Annotated in this window: 13 protein-coding genes; 3 read left to right on the top strand and 10 right to left on the bottom strand. The window is 72.8% G+C overall.

Annotated elements, in window-relative coordinates:
- Positions 1–34: 34 nt before the first annotated feature.
- Complete coding sequence (locus tag QFW81_RS01710; RefSeq protein WP_280576836.1) at positions 35–703, top strand: response regulator; 669 nt, start codon at positions 35–37, stop codon at positions 701–703.
- Between the two features lie 17 nt (positions 704–720).
- On the opposite strand, the gene QFW81_RS01705 is transcribed toward QFW81_RS01710, so the two are convergent.
- From QFW81_RS01705 to QFW81_RS01660, 10 genes are all read right to left on the bottom strand, one after another.
- Complete coding sequence (locus QFW81_RS01705) at positions 721–4,179, bottom strand: hybrid sensor histidine kinase/response regulator (protein WP_280576835.1); 3,459 nt, start codon at positions 4,177–4,179, stop codon at positions 721–723.
- Positions 4,180–4,376: 197 nt separating this feature from the next.
- Complete coding sequence (cls, locus tag QFW81_RS01700) at positions 4,377–5,798, bottom strand: cardiolipin synthase (RefSeq protein ID WP_280576834.1); 1,422 nt, start codon at positions 5,796–5,798, stop codon at positions 4,377–4,379.
- A 309-nt stretch (positions 5,799–6,107) separates the two neighbouring features.
- Positions 6,108–6,272, bottom strand: a complete 165-nt coding sequence (gene rpmG, locus QFW81_RS01695; RefSeq protein ID WP_280576833.1) for a 50S ribosomal protein L33 — start codon at positions 6,270–6,272, stop codon at positions 6,108–6,110.
- Positions 6,273–6,285: 13 nt separating this feature from the next.
- Positions 6,286–6,522 (bottom strand): 50S ribosomal protein L28, encoded by a 237-nt coding sequence (gene rpmB, locus QFW81_RS01690; protein ID WP_146385816.1) that lies wholly within the window; start codon positions 6,520–6,522, stop codon positions 6,286–6,288.
- 400 nt (positions 6,523–6,922) lie between these two features.
- Positions 6,923–9,622 carry a bifunctional acetate--CoA ligase family protein/GNAT family N-acetyltransferase gene (locus tag QFW81_RS01685; protein ID WP_280576832.1) on the bottom strand — a complete coding sequence of 900 codons (2,700 nt, stop codon included), beginning with the start codon at positions 9,620–9,622 and terminating at the stop codon, positions 6,923–6,925.
- Positions 9,623–9,801: 179 nt separating this feature from the next.
- Positions 9,802–10,188, bottom strand: coding sequence for a hypothetical protein (locus QFW81_RS01680; RefSeq protein WP_280576831.1), 387 nt, complete (start codon positions 10,186–10,188; stop codon positions 9,802–9,804).
- Between the two features lie 26 nt (positions 10,189–10,214).
- Positions 10,215–11,126, bottom strand: coding sequence for a ParB/RepB/Spo0J family partition protein (locus tag QFW81_RS01675; RefSeq protein WP_280576830.1), 912 nt, complete (start codon positions 11,124–11,126; stop codon positions 10,215–10,217).
- On the bottom strand, positions 11,123–11,944 hold the full coding sequence (locus QFW81_RS01670) for a ParA family protein (RefSeq protein WP_280576829.1): 822 nt from the start codon (positions 11,942–11,944) through the stop codon (positions 11,123–11,125). The genes QFW81_RS01675 and QFW81_RS01670 overlap by 4 nt, the downstream gene beginning before the upstream one ends.
- A gap of 180 nt (positions 11,945–12,124) precedes the next feature.
- Positions 12,125–12,766, bottom strand: a complete 642-nt coding sequence (gene rsmG, locus QFW81_RS01665; protein ID WP_280576828.1) for a 16S rRNA (guanine(527)-N(7))-methyltransferase RsmG — start codon at positions 12,764–12,766, stop codon at positions 12,125–12,127.
- A 42-nt stretch (positions 12,767–12,808) separates the two neighbouring features.
- Positions 12,809–13,426, bottom strand: a complete 618-nt coding sequence (locus QFW81_RS01660; protein WP_280576827.1) for a 4'-phosphopantetheinyl transferase family protein — start codon at positions 13,424–13,426, stop codon at positions 12,809–12,811.
- A gap of 86 nt (positions 13,427–13,512) precedes the next feature.
- Between QFW81_RS01660 and QFW81_RS01655 the strand changes: the two genes are divergently transcribed.
- Both QFW81_RS01655 and QFW81_RS01650 read left to right on the top strand, forming a co-directional pair.
- Positions 13,513–14,907, top strand: coding sequence for an AMP-binding protein (locus QFW81_RS01655; RefSeq protein ID WP_280576826.1), 1,395 nt, complete (start codon positions 13,513–13,515; stop codon positions 14,905–14,907).
- Positions 14,908–14,999: 92 nt separating this feature from the next.
- A complete protein-coding gene (locus tag QFW81_RS01650; RefSeq protein ID WP_280576825.1) occupies positions 15,000–15,266 on the top strand; it encodes a GlsB/YeaQ/YmgE family stress response membrane protein in 267 nt (88 codons plus the stop codon).
- The last annotated feature ends 201 nt before the right edge of the window (positions 15,267–15,467 follow it).

The raw sequence follows: 15,467 nt of genomic DNA, 5'->3' as shown, positions 1-15,467 counted from the left end.
CCGACACGTTCCGCAGGAGGCGGGACCCCACCGCATGACCACGATCCTCGTCGCCGACGACCACCCCCTGTTCCGCGAGGCCCTGCGCGGCGCCGTGATCCGCGTGATCCCGGATGCCCGGCTGCACGAAGCCGAGAACGCCGACGGCCTGTACGCCATGGCCGACGCGCACCCGGACGCGGACCTGCTGCTGCTCGACCTCAACATGCCCGGCGCGCAGGGGTTCAGCGCCCTGGTCCACCTGCGCGGGCTGCATCCGCAGCTGCCGGTGGTGATGGTGTCCGCGCGCGAGGAACCGGCGGTGATCCGGCGCGCGCTCGACCACGGCGCGATGGGCTTCATCCCCAAGTCGTCCAATGCCGAGGCGCTGGGCACGGCGCTGCGGCGCGTGCTCGACGGCGACCGCTGGGTGCCCGACATCGCCGCTTCCGCGCCGCGCACAGGCCCGGACGAGCAGGAGGTCGCGGCGCGGGTGCGCGAACTCACGCCGCAGCAGTTCCGCGTGCTGCAGATGCTCGGCTCGGGCAAGCTCAACAAGCAGATCGGCTACGAGCTGGGCGTGTCCGAGGCCACGATCAAGGCGCACATGAGCGCGATCCTGCGCAAGCTCGGCGCCTCCAACCGCACCCAGGCGGTGCTGATGGCCGGCAAGCTGTCGGTGGATCCGGACAAGGTCGTGCCGCCGGACGACACCGACGACTGAACCGGGCGGCCAGGCGCTCAGGCGTCGGCGTCGATCCGCCGGCGCTGCGCGGTGAGGAAGGCGCGCAGCGAGGCCGGCTTCACCGGCTTGGTGAGCACGCGGTAGCCGCGTTCGCGCGCGGCCTGCTTGAGCGCATCGCTGCCGTCGGCCGTCAGCAGGGCGCCGGGAATCGGCTGGCCGGCCGCGGCGCGCAGCGCGTCGAGCGTGTCCAGGCCGTCGAGCCGGTCGTGCAGGTGGTAGTCGACCAGCAGCACGTCGGGTTCCTCCGACAGCCGTGCCAGCGCCTCGTCGACGGTGGTGGCCGGCACCGTGCGCACGCCCCAGCGCGGCAGCAGCGCCTGCATGCCGGCGAGGATGTCGCGGTCGTTGTCCACGCACAGCACGGTCAGCCCGTGCAGGGCCTGGTCGATGTCCACCCGCGGCGCGTCGGCCTGCATCGGCTCGAAGGCCGCGCCCGGCTGCCCGCGCGGCACCACGATCGAGAACATGCTCCCGTATCCGACCCGCGAGCGTGCGTCGAGCGCGTGCCCGAGCAGGCGCGAGATGCGCTGGCAGATCGACAGCCCGAGCCCGAGCCCGCGGCCGTCCCAGTCGAACGGCTGCTCGTAGCGGTGGAACTCGTCGTAGATCTGGCGCATGTGGTGCTCGGGGATGCCTGGCCCGGTGTCCCAGACCTGTAGCGCGACCTCGTCGCCGCGCCGCCGCGCCGCCAGCACCACCCGCCCGCGGGGCGTGTAGCGCAGGGCGTTGGCGATGAAGTTCTGCAGCACCCGGCGCAGCAGGCGGCGGTCGCTGCGCACCGGCAGCGGCGGCGCGTACACCCGCATGCCGATGGTGCGCGCGGCGGCCATCGGCGCGTACTGCGCCGCGAGCTCGCGCAGCAGTGCGCCGGCGTCGAAATCGGTGATCTCGGGCTTGAGCTTGCCCGCGTCCAGCCGCGAGACGTCGAGCAGTCCGTCGAGCAGTTCCTCGGCCGCGCGCAATGCGGCGTCCACGCGCTCGGCCAGGTGCGCCTGCTCCTGCGGCGCGGTGCTCTCGCGCAGGGCCGAGGTGAACAGGCGCGCGGCGTTGAGCGGCTGCAACACGTCGTGGCTGATCGCGGTGAGGAACCGCGAGCGGGTTTCCTGCGCGATCTCCGCCTCGCGCGTGCGCTCGGCGACGCGCTGCTCGAGGTGCTCGTTGATCTCGCGCAGCTCGCGCTCGGCGCGCTTGTAGTCGGTGACGTCGCTGTAGCTGGTGGCGTAGCCGCCGCCGGGCAGCGGCTGGCCGCGCAGCTCCAGCACCTGGCCGCTGCCGCGCACGCGCTCGCTCACGTGCGGCGAGCCCGCGCGCATGTAATCGATGCGCTTGTCGACCTCGGCCTCGATCTCTTCCGGGCCCAGCGGGCCCAGCTCGCCGCGCTGCGCGTTGTAGCGGATCAGGTCGGCCACCGGGCGGCCGACGTAGAGCATGCCGTCGGGATAGCCGAACAGCTGCTGGTAGCGCCGGTTCCAGGCCACCAGGCACATGTCGCTGTCGACCACGCTCACGCCCTGGTCGATGTTCTCCAGCGTGTTGGAGAGGATCTCGCGGTTGAAGCGGAGCTCCTGGCCGGCCTCGTCGAGCACGGCCACCACCTCGCCCACCTCCATGCCCGATCCCTTGAGCACGCTGGTCAGCACCAGCCGCGCCGACGCCGCGCCGACGGCGGCGGCCAGCAGGCGTTCGGTGAACTGCACCCACTTGCGGTCGGCGCGCGCCTGCGGCTGCAGCTCCAGCGCCTGTTCGCGCGCGTACTGGCCGAAGGCGCGCTGCGCGGTGCGCTCGCCGACGATGCGGCTGGCCAGCGTCAGCAGGTCGCCGATGGTGACGTTGCCCTTCCATTCGCCCGCCGCCAGTGCGCTGCGCTCGGCGTAGGGCTCCAGGAACGGGGCCGCGCGCAGGCGTTCGTCCAGCGTCGGCCGCCAGCGCGCGGACACCAGCAGCAGCGCGCCCACGTTCGCCAGCAGCGACCAGAACGTGCCGTGCGTCAGCGGATCCCAGCCCCACAGCCCGAACAGCTGCCGCGGCCGCAGCCAGTGGATGCCGAACGGACCGTCGCGCACCCAGGCGGGGTCGAGCCAGCCGGCGTCGGTGAGCGTCGGCAGCAGCAGCGTGTACACCCAGACCGCGAAGCCGATCAGCAGGCCGACCTCCGCGCCGCGGCGGCTGGCGCCGTGCCAGTACAGCCCGCCGATCAGCGCCGGCGCGAACTGGGCCACGGCCACGAACGCCATCAGGCCGAACGAGGCCAGCGAGGCGTCGCTGCCGCTGGTGCGGTAATAGCCCCAGGCCAGGCCGGCGATACCGACGATCGCCACGCGCCGGATCCACAGCACGGTCGAGGCCACGTCGCCGTCGTGGCTGTCGGCCCAGCCGCGGCGCAGCAGCAGCGGCATCACCAGGTCGTTGCTGACCATGGTCGCCAGTGCCACGCTGGAAACGATCACCATGCCGGTGGCCGCCGAGAATCCGCCCACGTAGGCCAGCAGCGCCAGCGTGCCGCGCTGTTCGGCCAGCGGCAGTGCGAGCACGAAGCTGTCCGGCGCCACGCCCGAGCCCTGTCCGAACAGCGCCATGCCGGCGGCGGCGATCGGCACCACCATCAGGGTCACGATCACCAGGTAGGCGCCGAACAGCCAGCGCGCGCGGCGGATGTCGTCGACGTTGCCGCATTCCACGATGGCCACGTGGAACTGGCGCGGCAGGCAGATGATCGCCACGAACGCGAGCAGCGTCTGCGCCACGAACCCGACCGGCGGCGCGACGTCCATCAGCGAGCGCGTGGCGGCGACGTAGTCGAGCTGGCGTTCGCCCAGCCAGTTCGACGCGAACAGGCCGACCGCGACCAGCGCCACCAGCTTGACCAGCGACTCCAGCGCCACCGCCAGCATCATGCCCGGCCGGTGCTCGGTGGCGTCGACCTGGCGGGTGCCGAACAGGATCGCGAACAGCGCCATCAGCGCGGCCACGTACAGCGCCGGGTCGCCCAGCGCGGGTCCCGAGCGGTCCTGGCCGCCGAGCACCTCCAGGCTGATCGCCACCGCCTTGTACTGCAGCGCCAGGTACGGCACCGCGGCGATCAGCGCGATCGTCGCCACCAGCGCGGCCAGCGGCTGCGAGCGGCCGTAGCGCGAGGCGATGAAGTCGGCGATCGAGACCGTGTTCTGGGTCTGCGCCACCCGCGCCATGCGTTCGAGGATGCGCCAGCCGAACAGCAGCAACAGCAGCGGGCCGAGGTAGATCGGCAGGTAGCCGATGCCCGAGCGCACCGCGGTGCCGACCGCGCCGTAGAACGTCCACGACGAGCAGTACACCGCCAGCGCCAGGCTGTAGACCAGCGGGCGCAGCCAGGGCCGCTGCGGATACAGCGGATAGCGGTCGCCGATCCACGCCACCGCGAACAGCAGCGCGGCGTAGCCGACCGACACCAGCAGCAGGACCCATCCTGGCAGCAAGCCGCGTCCCCCCGGACAAGACCGTGCCGGGGAGTGTACGCAAATCGTCACGGTCGCCACCGCGTGGCATCGGGGACGGGCGGGCCCCCGCGCGCATGCAGGCGACGCGGCGGCGGGCAATGCGCCGCGCGCGGGTGGTCCCCTGCAAGGACCGCGGCCGCATCGGCGTGCATCGCGGCCCGCCCGAGCTTGTCCCGCTACAGCAGCGGATCGGCCAGGCGCGCGATGCCGTCGCGGCTGCGCTGCCAGGCGGGGCGGCGGGCCCAGGTCGCGGCATCGAGGTGGTCGGCGTCGGCCAGGTAGCCGGCTTCGATCGCGCGCATCCGCGCCACCACCTCGCGGCCGTAGCAGAGCATGCCGATCTCGGCATTGAGCGCGAACGAGCGGATGTCGAGGTTGATCGACCCGACCAGGGCGATGTCGTCGTCCACGCTCAGGTGCTTGGCGTGGAGGAAGTGCGGCCGATACAGCGCGATCCGCACCCCCGCCGCCAGCAGCTCGCCGTAGCAGGACGCCTGTGCCCACGCGCTCAGGCGCTGGTTGTTGCTGCGCGAGAGGATCAGCTGCACCTGCACGCCCGACAGCGCGGCGATCCGCAGCGCGCTCAGGGTGGCGTCGTCGGGCACGAAGTAGGGCGTGACCAGCACCAGCCGGTGGCGGGCGAGATGGATCAGCGCGTTGACCGCGTCGCGCGCGTTGGCGAACGGATACGCCGGCCCGCTGGGCAGCAGCTGGGTGGCGATGTCGGCATCGTGCACCGGGAAGGTCGGCGCCACGTCGAGCCGCTCGCCGGTCTCGATGAACCAGTCGCTGGCGAACACGCCCTCCGGGTGCCCGACCACCGGCCCCTGCACCCGCGCCACCAGCTCGCGGTTGGGGAAGCCGGGGATGAACCCGGCATCGGCCAGGTTCTGCGAGCCGATCCATCCGGCACGGTTGTCGATCACCGCGACCTTGCGGTGGTTGCGCAGGTCCATGCGCCCGCTGCGGCGCCAGCGCAGGCCACCGGGCAGCATGTCCTGCACCTGCACCCCGGCCGCGCTCAGCGGTGTGCGGTAGCGGCGCAGGCCGCGCCTGGCGCCGACCGCATCGAGCAGCAGCCGGCACTGCACACCGCGCGCGGTCGCGCGCACCAGCGCCGCTGCCACCGTGTCGCCGACCGCATCGTCGAACATCAGGTAGTACAGCAGGTGCACGCGTTCGCGGGCGCCATCGATGTCGGCGACCAGCCGCCGCAGTGCGCCGTCGTAGTCGTCGACCAGCTCGACCTGGTTGCCGTGGGTGGCCATGAAGTCGCCCAGGCGTTCGACCAGCGGCACCATCTCGGTGTCGGCGCCGCCCGGCGCGGGGATCCAGCGCTGCTCGGCCAGCGGCGCCTGCTCCTCGCGGATCAGCTGCGAGGCCAGCCGCTGGCGCGCGATGCGTTCACGCGACAGCCACGGATGCCCGAGCAGCAGGTACAGCGGCAGGCCCGCCAGCGGCAGGAAGAACACCAGCAGCAGCCACGACCTGGCCGCGCCGGGCGTGGTCCGGTTGGGAATCCAGACCAACGCCGCGATCCGTACCAGCCAGTCGACGACCAGCAGCCACAGGCCCAGGTTGAGATCCGGCACCGTCATCGGCCGATTGTGCCGGCTCGCGCGCGGGTGCGTCAGCGGAAGGCACCATGGCGCCGGATGGACGCAGCCGGGTGAATGCCATGCGCCGCCATGCACCGGGTTCTTGCGCTCTGTCGGCGCTTCCGCCGCCGAAGGCAGTGGGATCACCAGGGCACGGCGTCCGTCCGCAGGCCCGGTTCGCTCCCCGCTTGCTTGCGCACGCGGCAACAAAAAAGCCCGCCTTGCGGCGGGCTTCTGGACCCCCGCCCGACCGGCTGCGCAGTCGCGGGGGTGACGCAATGCCGGCTGCGCTGCGCGCAGGTCAATGCGTCACTTGATCTTGCCTTCCTTGTACATCACGTGCTTGCGGACGACGGGATCGTACTTCTTGATCTCCATCTTGCCGGGGGTGTTCTTCTTGTTCTTGTCCGTGGTGTAGAAGTGGCCGGTGTTGGCCGACGAAATCAGACGGATCTTGTCGCGCTTGGTTGCCATGACGTTCTACTCCTCAGACCTTCTCGCCGCGCTTGCGCAGGTCGGCGAGCACGGCGTCGATGCCGTTCTTGTCGATGGTGCGCAGGGCAGCCGTGGAAACGCGCAGCTTCACCCAGCGGTTCTCGCTGGCGACCCAGAACCGGCGCTCGTGCAGGTTGGGCATGAAGCGGCGGCGGGTTTTGTTCATCGCGTGCGACACGTTGTTGCCGGTCGTCGTACGCTTGCCGGTGACTTGGCAGACTCGGGACATTGCACACCTCGAAAGTGTCATGGTGCCCCCCTTGGCCAGGGAGGCGGCGGCCCCGGCGGGCGCGGGCCTTATGGGCCTGCACCTGCCACGCAATACGGGTGTTCGGGCTCGCCGGACGGTGGCGGCGGGATCGCGTTCCCGGCCGGTCCGTGCCAGGAACACGACGGTCCCGGGCGCAGCGAGCCGGGCATTATGCCCGGGGCAGGTCCTGTGGACAAGTCGTCTCCAGGGTGGCATGCCACAGCCGCGGGCCGATGGTCCTGCTGCCCCGGCATGGCAGGACGTTGGAGCCGGTCCGGGGTCCGCGTCCGTTCCGCGGGGCGGCACCCCCCTGTCCGGGGCGTGGCGACGGTGGCTCGTGTGGCGGGGGAGCAGCGCGCCCCCGCCGCCGCCGCGGGGCTCAGGCCGGCGGCGAAGGCACCGGCAGCCGCACCCGCATCAGCCCCGGCTCGTCCGGGTCCGGTGCGATCTCGAACCCGAGCTGGGCGCACATCGCCAGCATGCCGCGGTTCTGGCGCAGCACCTGGCCCTCGACCTCGCGCAGGCCCAGCCAGGCGGCGACCTCGATCATGATCGTCATCAGCTGCCAGCCCAGGCCCTGGCCCTTGAGGTCGCTGCGCACCAGGATCCCGTACTCGCCGGTGGCGTAGTTGGCGTCGGCGTGCAGGCGCACCGCGCCGAGCATGGCGCCGGCCTCGTCCAGCGCCAGCAGTGCGATCGAGCGTGCGTAGTCCATCTGCGTCAGCCGGGCGATGAATTCGTGGCTGAAGTGCCTCACCGACTGGAAGAAGCGCAGCCGCAGGTCCTCCTCGGTGACGTGGGTGAAGAACTCGCGGAACAGCTCCTCGTCCTCGGGCCGCACCGGACGCACGAACGCCGGCGCGCCGTTGCCGAGCACGATGCGACGCTCCCATTCGCTGGGATACGGGAAGATCGCGAACCGCGGATGGCCGCGCCCGCGATGCAGCGGCTCCACGGGCCCCACCAGGACGCGCGCATCCACCGCCAGTACGCCCCCGGCATCGGCCAGCAGCGGATTGAGGCTCAGCTGCCGGATCCCGGGCACGTCGGCCGCCAGCTGCGCGAGTTTCACCAGCGCCAGCGCGACCTCGTCCTCGTTGGCGGCGGACAGGGTGCGATGCGCCTTGAGCCGGCGCGCCACCCGCGTGCGCGCGATCAGCTCATGCGCCAGGCGCAGGTCGAGCGGCGGCAGCGCCAGGGCGAGGTCGTCGATCACGCGCACCGCGGTGCCGCCACGGCCGAACACGACCACGGGGCCGAACACCGGGTCGTCGGCGATCGCGGCGATGAGTTCGCGCGCATCGGGGCGCGCGGCCACCGCCTGCACGGTCACGCCGCGCACGCGTGCGTCCGGGCGGCGTTCGCCCGCCAGGCGCAGCACGTCGGTGGCGGCATCGCGCACGGCGCGGGCGCTGGCCAGGTTCAGGCGCACGCCGTCGATCGCGGTCTTGTGCGCGACGTCGGGCGAATCGAGCTTCACCGCGACCGTGTGTCCGGCGGCGAGCAGGGGCTCGGCGGCGCGCACCGCGGCCTCGGCATCCGCGGCGGCCAGCGGCGGCTGGTACGCCAGCCCGTATGCGGCGAGCAGGCATGCGGTCGCCTGAGGATCGAGCTGCGCCTCGCCGCGCTCCAGCGCGGCGTCGACCAGCGCCCGCGCGGCGGCGGCATCGACCGCGAAATCCGCCGGCAGGCTGGGCGGCGTTTCCATCAGCGCCTGCTGCGCCTCGCGGTAGCGCACCAGGTGCATGAAGCCGTTCACCGCCTCGGTCTCGGTGGCGTAGCTGGGCACGCCGGCGGCGTGCAGGGTGGCGTGCGCGTCGTCGTCGTCGGCCAGCCACACCGCGAACACCGGCTTGCGCGCCGCCGCGCCGCTGCGCTGGGCAAGCACATCGACCAGCGCCTGCGCGGCGTCGCCCGGCGCGGAGAACGCGGTCGGCACGTTGATCACCAGCAGCGCGTCGACCTCCGGATCCGCGAGCAGCGCGTCGACCGCGGTGGCGTAGCGCGCGCCGTCGGCATCCACCACCAGGTCGACCGGATTGTCGTGCGTCCAGCCGCCGGGCAGCAGCGCGTCGAGCGCATCGGCCGTTGCCGGCGACAGCGTCGCCAGCGTGCCGCCCAGACGCTGCAGCCGCTGCGCCGCGAGCAGGCCCACGCCGCCGCCGTTGCCCAGGATCGCCAGCCGGCGGCCGGGGAAGGTCCGCAGGTTGGCCAGGGTCTCGGCCGCCGCGAACAGTTCGTCCAGGGCCTCGACCTGCAGCAACCCGGCGCGGCGGAAGGCGGCCGCGTGCACCGCTTCGGCCGGCGCCAGCGCGAGCAGGCCGACCTCGGCGATGCGCGCCGGCGGCTGCGGCCGCGCCGCGCGCACCACGACCACCGGCTTGGCGCGCGCCGCCGCACGCGCGGCGGACATGAACTTGCGTGCATTCCCCACATGCTCGACGTAGAGCAGGATCGCGCGGGTATGCCGGTCGGTGGCCAGGTGGTCGAGGAGGTCTGCGAAGTCGACATCGATCGCGTCGCCCAGCGAGACCACTTTCGAGAATCCGATCGAACGCGACACGCCCCATTCCACCAGCGCCGCGGCGATCGCGCTCGATTCCGACACCAGGGCCAGGTCGCCCGGCTGCGGCGCGCGCGCGGCGATGCTGGCATTGAGGCCGCCGTGCGCGGAGAGGATGCCCAGGCAATGCGGACCGAGGATGCGCATCCCGTGCGGGCGCGCGGCGGCCGCGATCGCGGCGTGCAGGGCGTCGCGGTCCGGTTCCGGAGCGGCGGTGAGCAGGACCGCGGCGCCGACGCCGAGCTCCGCGGCCTCGGCCACCAGTTGCGGCACGACCGCCGCCGGCGCGGTGATCACGACCAGGTCGGGCACCCAGGGCAGGTCGCGCAGGCGCTTGACGGTGGCGATCCCGTCGATCTCGCGGTGGCGCGGCGTGACCCATCCGATCCGGCCGGTGTATCCGCCCTGGCGCAGGTTGCGCATCACCGCGCGTCCGGCCGAACGCGCGCGCGGGCTGCCGCCGACCACCGCGACCGCGGCGGGTGCGAACACCGATTCGAGGCGGTAGGTGCTCATGCGGAGATCCGGACGTGGTCGCGGCCATGGTAGCGGCGCAGCGTCGCGGGGGACGCGCGCCCGCCCCGGGCAGAACCGGCGATGCGGCATGCGGCTTGCGCGCGGAGACGGCGAACGGCGCCGCCGGGCATTGCGACGGACCGTCCTGTCCGCCGCCGCCCCGGTCTTCGCGCGTGGCCTCAGGCGCGACGCAGGTGCATGGTCATCGACTGCGGCGCGCCGGCATCGTCGGTCCAGCGCTGCACGACCTCGATGCGGCCGTCGGCCAGGCGCGTCCACGAGAACGCGCTCGGTGCGTCGACGGGCTCGAAGCGCGCGTGGCCATCGTCCAGCGCGCTCGCCCGCCAGCGGAAGCCGTTCCACTGCGAAAGCACCTCGCCATCCACCAGGGTGACGGTGCTCGCATCGACGGGATCGGCGAACGCCGCGCCCGCATGGCGCGTGCAGGTCAGCGTGCCGGGTGCGGTGAACGCGTATTCCTCGTGGAACGGCGCGCCGTCCGGGCCGGCGCCGATCCAGCGCCCTTCGAGGAAGGCCAGGCGATTGAACCGGTCGAGGTCGAACATGCGTGCGTGCCCGCGTGGGTGGAGGGTCAGCGCCGCCGCAGGCGTTCGAGCACGCCGTCGAGCGCGTCCAGCCCGGTGTAGTGGATCACCAGCTTGCCCTTGTTGCCGCGTCCGTTCTGGATCGCGACCTTCGCGCCCAGGGTCTCCGACAGCTCGTTCTCCAGCGTGGCCAGGTCGGGCGAGGCGGTGTGCTTCCCGGCCGGCTTCTTCTTCCCCGCACCGGGGAGCTTGCCGGCGGCGAACTGTGCCGCGCGGTGCTCGACCTCGCGCACCGACCAGCCCTGTTCGGCCGCCTCGCTCGCGAGCTTCGCGGCCAGTTCGGGCGACAGCGTCAGCAGCGCGCGCGCATGACCCATCTCGATCCTGCGCGCCTCGACCAGGGCGCGGATCGCCGGCGGCAGTTCCAGCAGCCGCAGCAGGTTGGACACCGCCGCGCGCGAGCGGCCGACCGCTTCGGCGGCCGCGGCGTGGGTGAGGTCGAACTCGTCGATCAGCCGCTGCAGCGCCTGCGCTTCCTCCAGCGGGTTGAGGTCCTCGCGCTGGATGTTCTCGATCAGCGCCATCGCCACCACGGTGCGGTCGTCGACCTCGCGCACCACGGCCGGGATCTCGGCCAGTCCGGCTTCCTTCGACGCGCGCCAGCGGCGCTCGCCGGCGATGATCTCGTAGGTGCGGTCGGCCAGCGCGCGCACCACGATCGGCTGGATCACGCCCTGCGAGCGGATCGATTCGGCCAGTTCGGTGAGCTTCTCGCTGTCCCAGTGCTTGCGTGGCTGGTACTTGCCGGGGCGCAGCGCATCGACCGGCAGCGTGCGCAGCACGTCCTCGGGCACGGCCTCGAGCTTCGGCGCGTCGGCGGCGGCCTTGGGGCCGAGCAGGGCCTCGAGCCCGCGCCCCAGGCCGCGCTTCTTGGCGGGCGTGGACTTCGCGGTGCTCATGCCGGGGTCTCCGTCACATTCGGTTCCTTCTGGATCGGGCGGGCGGCCTGCTCGCGTTCGCGCTGGCGCCGCACCACTTCGCCGGCCAGGCCCAGGTAGGCGATGCCGCCACGCGAGGCCTTGTCGTAGCCGATGATGCTCTGGCCGTGGCTGGGCGCCTCGGCCAGGCGCACGTTGCGCGGGACGATGGTGCGGAACACCTTGTCGCCGAAATGCTCGACGAGTTCGGCCGACACCGCGTTGGCGAGGTTGTTGCGCACGTCGAACATGGTACGCAGCACGCCCTCGATCTCCAGCGCCGGATTCAGCCGCTGCTTGAGGGCGTCGATGGTCTGCAGCAGCGCGGTCAGGCCTTCGAGCGCGTAGTACTCGCACTGCATCGGCACCAGCACCGAGTCGGCCGCGGTCAACGCGTTGAGCGTCAGCAGCGACAGCGCGGGCGGGCAGTCGACGATGATGTAGTCGTAGCGCGGGCGCAGCGGGTCGAGCGCGCGCTTGAGCCGCTGCTCGCGCGCGTCCTCGTCCATCAGCTCGATCTCGGCCGCGGTCAGGTCCGTGTTGCCGGGCAGCAGGTCGTAGCCTTCCGCCGTCTCCATGATCGCGTCTTCGGCGCGCAGCTCCTCGAGCAGCACGTCGCAGGTGGAGGCGTGCAGGTCGCGCTTGTCGATGCCGCTGCCCATGGTGGCGTTGCCCTGGGCGTCGAGGTCGATCAGCAGCACCCGCTTAGGGATCGCCGCGAGCGCCGCAGCCAGGTTGACCGCGGTGGTGGTCTTGCCGACGCCGCCTTTCTGGTTGGCAATGGCGATGATGCGGGCCATGGGGTCCGGGTGCCTCGGTTGCGGCGGGGGGAACGGCCGCAGAGGGCGGCCCGGACGGGGGATTATGCCGCGCCCGGCCCGGATGTTCCCGCGCCGCCGGCAAAACGACGCCGTCTGCGGCCTGCGCGCCGGCCGTGGCGCAACCCGTGCGGGTCTTCACGGCGCCGCCGGCGCCAGGTCTCAGTCGTCCCGCGCCACCACCACCAGGTGCCGTTCCGCCGCCAGTCCCGGAACCTGCAGCGGGTGCACGGCCTGTACGCGCCAGCCGGCGGGCATGGCCGCGAGCTCCGCATCGGGTCGCACCCCCTTCATCGCCAGCAGGCGGCCGCCGGGGGCGAGCAGGTGCCCGCCGACGGCGATGATCTCGGCCAGCGTGGCCAGGGCGCGCGCGGTGATGGCGTCGAACGCAGCGGGCGCGTCGAGCGCTTCGGCGCGCGATTCGGCCACGCGCGCGTTGCGCAGCGGCAGCTGGCGCACGGCCTCGCGCAGGAAGCGCGCCTTCTTGCCGTTGGATTCGACCAGCGTGACCTCGAGCCCGGGGCAGGCGATCGCCAGCGGGATGCCTGGCAGGCCGGGCCCGGTGCCGAGGTCGGCCAGGCGGGCGATGCCGGCCATGTGCGGCGCCAGGGCCAGCGAATCGAGCAGGTGCAGGGTCACCATCTGGCGCGGATCGCGCACCGCGGTGAGGTTGTACGTCGCGTTCCAGCGCTCGAGCAGGGCCAGGTAGGCCAGCAGCGGGTCGGCCAGCGCGGCCGGCAGCGCGAGCGCGGACAGGCCCGTCTCCAGCGGCGCGCGCAGCGGTTCGGGGGGCGGGGTGGTCATCGCGCCATTGTAGGAGGCGCCCGCGAGGCGCCGCGGACGGATTCAGGGTGTGGGGGGGTCCGCATGGCCCGGGTGCTCCGGGCGCCAGGCCAGGGTGGCCAGGTAGCCCGGCGCCGGGGTGAAGGCGTGCAGGTGCCAGTCCCCGGGCGCGCCCAGCGCGGGATCGCAGGCGTCCAGCCGCCAGTCGTCCCCGACGTGGGCGAACTCCAGCTTCTCCAGGCCGAAGGCGATGCCGCGCCCGTGGGCCTTGAGCACCGCCTCCTTGGCGCACCACAGGCGCACGAACCAGCCCTCGCCCTCGTCGTGCGGCAGCCGGGCTAGCTGCGCCGCCTCGCCGGCGGTGAAGAACCGGCGCGCCAGGGTCATCGCGCCAGGCCTTGGCCGCAGCCACTCGATGTCGGCGCCGACCCGGGCGCCGCGCGCCAGCGCCACCAGCAGGCGTTCGCCGCTGTGGCTCCAGTTCGCGTCCAGGCCCGCGTGTGCACCGCCCAGGTGCGGGCGGCCGTGGACGTCGCGCCACAGCCCGAGCGCGTCTTCGGGCAGCGACAGCTGGTCCGCCAGCCAGCGCCGCGCCAGCGGTTCGGCCGGTTCGCCGCGGCGGTACGGACCCCAGGCGCAGCGCACCGGGCCGAGGTCGAGGCGGTCGTCCACGCTCAGCATGTACAGGGGCGGTTTCGGCCGGAACGGCGGGCCAGCGTAAGCTAGCGGCCGGGCGGCGTGAACTCCGGGGCCGCCGGTCGGGGACGATGTCGGCAGTCATCCAGCACAACGCAGCACCAGCACGCGATCCATCGCCGCTGCCCGCCGGCGACGGTGCGGACGCGTTCGCCTTCGATGCCGGCGGCACCGTCAGCCGTGCGCTGTTCGCCTCGCACGTGCGGGCGCTGGCCGCGCGCCTGCCCGCCGCCGCGTTCGCGGTGAACCTGTGCGAGGACCGCTACCGCTTCCTGGTCGCCTTCTGCGCGGTGGCCGTGCGCGGGCAGGTGAACCTGCTGCCGCCCACGCGCACCCGCGCCGCGATCGACGAGGTGCGCGCGCGCCATCCCGACAGCTACTGCATCGGCGACGGCGATGCCTGCGGCTGCGACGCTCCGCTGGCCGCCCCCGACGCGCATTTCGTCCATCTCGCCCCGGCCCTGCATGGCCTGGAGGGGCCTCCGCTGCAGGTCGACGACGCGGCGGTGGTCGCGATCGGCTTCACCTCCGGCAGTACCGGCACGCCGGTACCCAATGCCAAGACGCTCGGTTCGTTGCGCACCAGCACCGCGCAGAACCTCGCCGCACTGGAGAGCCTGTGGGCGCCTGGTGCGGTGCCGCACGTGGTCGCGACCGTGCCGCCGCAGCACATGTACGGACTGGAGCTGTCGGTGATGCTGCCGCTGCTCTCCGGCGTCGCGGTGCACCGGGGGCGTCCGTTCTTTCCCGACGACATCGCGCGTGCGCTGCACGAGGCCCCCGGCGCGCGCGTGCTGGTCACCACGCCGGTGCACCTGCGCGCGCTGCTGGCCTCGGGCGTGGCGCTGCCGGCGCTGGCCGGGATCGTGACCGCGACCGCACCACTGCCGCAGGCGCTCGCGGCCCAGGCCGAGGCCGCCTACGGCTGCGAGGTGCGCGAGACCTTCGGTTCGACCGAGACCTGCATCATCGCCAGCCGGCGCACCGCGCGCGACGAGGCGTGGACCGCCTTTCCCGGGGTAAGGCTGCAGCCGCGCCCGGACGGCACCCTGGTGACGGCCGCCCAGCTGTCCGCGCCGGTGCTGCTCGCGGACCTGGTGGAACCGGGCAGCGACGGACGTTTCCTGCTGCGCGGCCGCCAGGCCGACCTGCTGGAGATCGCCGGCAAGCGCGCCTCGCTGTCCGACCTCACCCGCCGGCTGCTCGAGGTGCCGGGCGTGCGCGACGGGGTGGTGTTCCAGCTCGATGGCGAACACGCGGGGGTCCGCCGCATCGCGGCGGCCTACGTCAGCGACACCCTGGACGAGCGCGCGATGCGCGATGCGCTGCGGCGCTGCATCGACCCGGTGTTCCTGCCGCGGCCGCTGCGCCGTGTGCCCGCGCTGCCGCGCAACGACACCGGCAAGCTGCCGCGCGCCGCGCTGCTGCGGCTGCTGCAACGCGGCGAAGGCGACCCCGCCCGCTGACGTCGCCGTCACGATTCCGCTGTCAGCATGGCCCCACTCGACACACGGGTGCCGAGCCATCTTCACCTGATCCACCTGACAGGAGACAGCGCATGGGCATCATCATCTGGCTGATCGTCGGCGGCATCGTCGGCTGGCTGGCGAGCATCATCATGAAGCGCGACGCGCAGCAGGGCATCATCCTCAACATCGTGGTCGGCATCATCGGTGCCCTGATCGGCGGCTGGCTGATCGGACCGCTGCTGGGCGCAGGGTCGATCAACGACGGCATCACCGTGATGAGCTTCGTGGTGTCGCTAATCGGCGCCATCATCCTGCTGGCGATCGTGAACCTGTTCCGGCGCGGCAACGTGCGCTGATTGCAGCATCGCTCGAACGGAAGAAGCCCGGCGCACGCCGGGCTTTTTTTTGCGCGTGTGCCGGTCGCTGGCCGTCGTCGATCTGCTCCGGTGGTGATGGGGTCGATGCAAAAAGGCCGGTCGCCCACGCAGGCGCGGTGTCTGATGGCACAGAGCTCGGGCAAGGCCGGTTGCGGGCGCCTCCGGGGGCGAATGTCCCCC

The sequence above is a fragment of the Luteimonas kalidii genome (genome assembly GCF_029887935.1).
In the GTDB taxonomy this organism is placed as follows: domain Bacteria; phylum Pseudomonadota; class Gammaproteobacteria; order Xanthomonadales; family Xanthomonadaceae; genus Luteimonas; species Luteimonas kalidii.
This window is presented reverse-complemented; position numbering and strand designations above follow the sequence as displayed.

What these genes read in the sequence shown, in the direction of transcription:
- QFW81_RS01655 (WP_280576826.1), top strand. Translation starts at nt 13,513, where the DNA reads ATGTCGGCAGTCATCCAGCACAACGCAGCACCAGCACGCGATCCATCG.
- QFW81_RS01675 (WP_280576830.1), bottom strand. Translation starts at nt 11,126, where the DNA reads ATGAGCACCGCGAAGTCCACGCCCGCCAAGAAGCGCGGCCTGGGGCGC.
- QFW81_RS01685 (WP_280576832.1), bottom strand. Translation starts at nt 9,622, where the DNA reads ATGAGCACCTACCGCCTCGAATCGGTGTTCGCACCCGCCGCGGTCGCG.
- QFW81_RS01660 (WP_280576827.1), bottom strand. Translation starts at nt 13,426, where the DNA reads ATGCTGAGCGTGGACGACCGCCTCGACCTCGGCCCGGTGCGCTGCGCC.
- cls (WP_280576834.1), bottom strand. Translation starts at nt 5,798, where the DNA reads ATGACGGTGCCGGATCTCAACCTGGGCCTGTGGCTGCTGGTCGTCGAC.
- QFW81_RS01680 (WP_280576831.1), bottom strand. Translation starts at nt 10,188, where the DNA reads ATGTTCGACCTCGACCGGTTCAATCGCCTGGCCTTCCTCGAAGGGCGC.
- rpmG (WP_280576833.1), bottom strand. Translation starts at nt 6,272, where the DNA reads ATGGCAACCAAGCGCGACAAGATCCGTCTGATTTCGTCGGCCAACACC.
- rsmG (WP_280576828.1), bottom strand. Translation starts at nt 12,766, where the DNA reads ATGACCACCCCGCCCCCCGAACCGCTGCGCGCGCCGCTGGAGACGGGC.
- QFW81_RS01650 (WP_280576825.1), top strand. Translation starts at nt 15,000, where the DNA reads ATGGGCATCATCATCTGGCTGATCGTCGGCGGCATCGTCGGCTGGCTG.
- QFW81_RS01710 (WP_280576836.1), top strand. Translation starts at nt 35, where the DNA reads ATGACCACGATCCTCGTCGCCGACGACCACCCCCTGTTCCGCGAGGCC.
- QFW81_RS01670 (WP_280576829.1), bottom strand. Translation starts at nt 11,944, where the DNA reads ATGGCCCGCATCATCGCCATTGCCAACCAGAAAGGCGGCGTCGGCAAG.
- rpmB (WP_146385816.1), bottom strand. Translation starts at nt 6,522, where the DNA reads ATGTCCCGAGTCTGCCAAGTCACCGGCAAGCGTACGACGACCGGCAAC.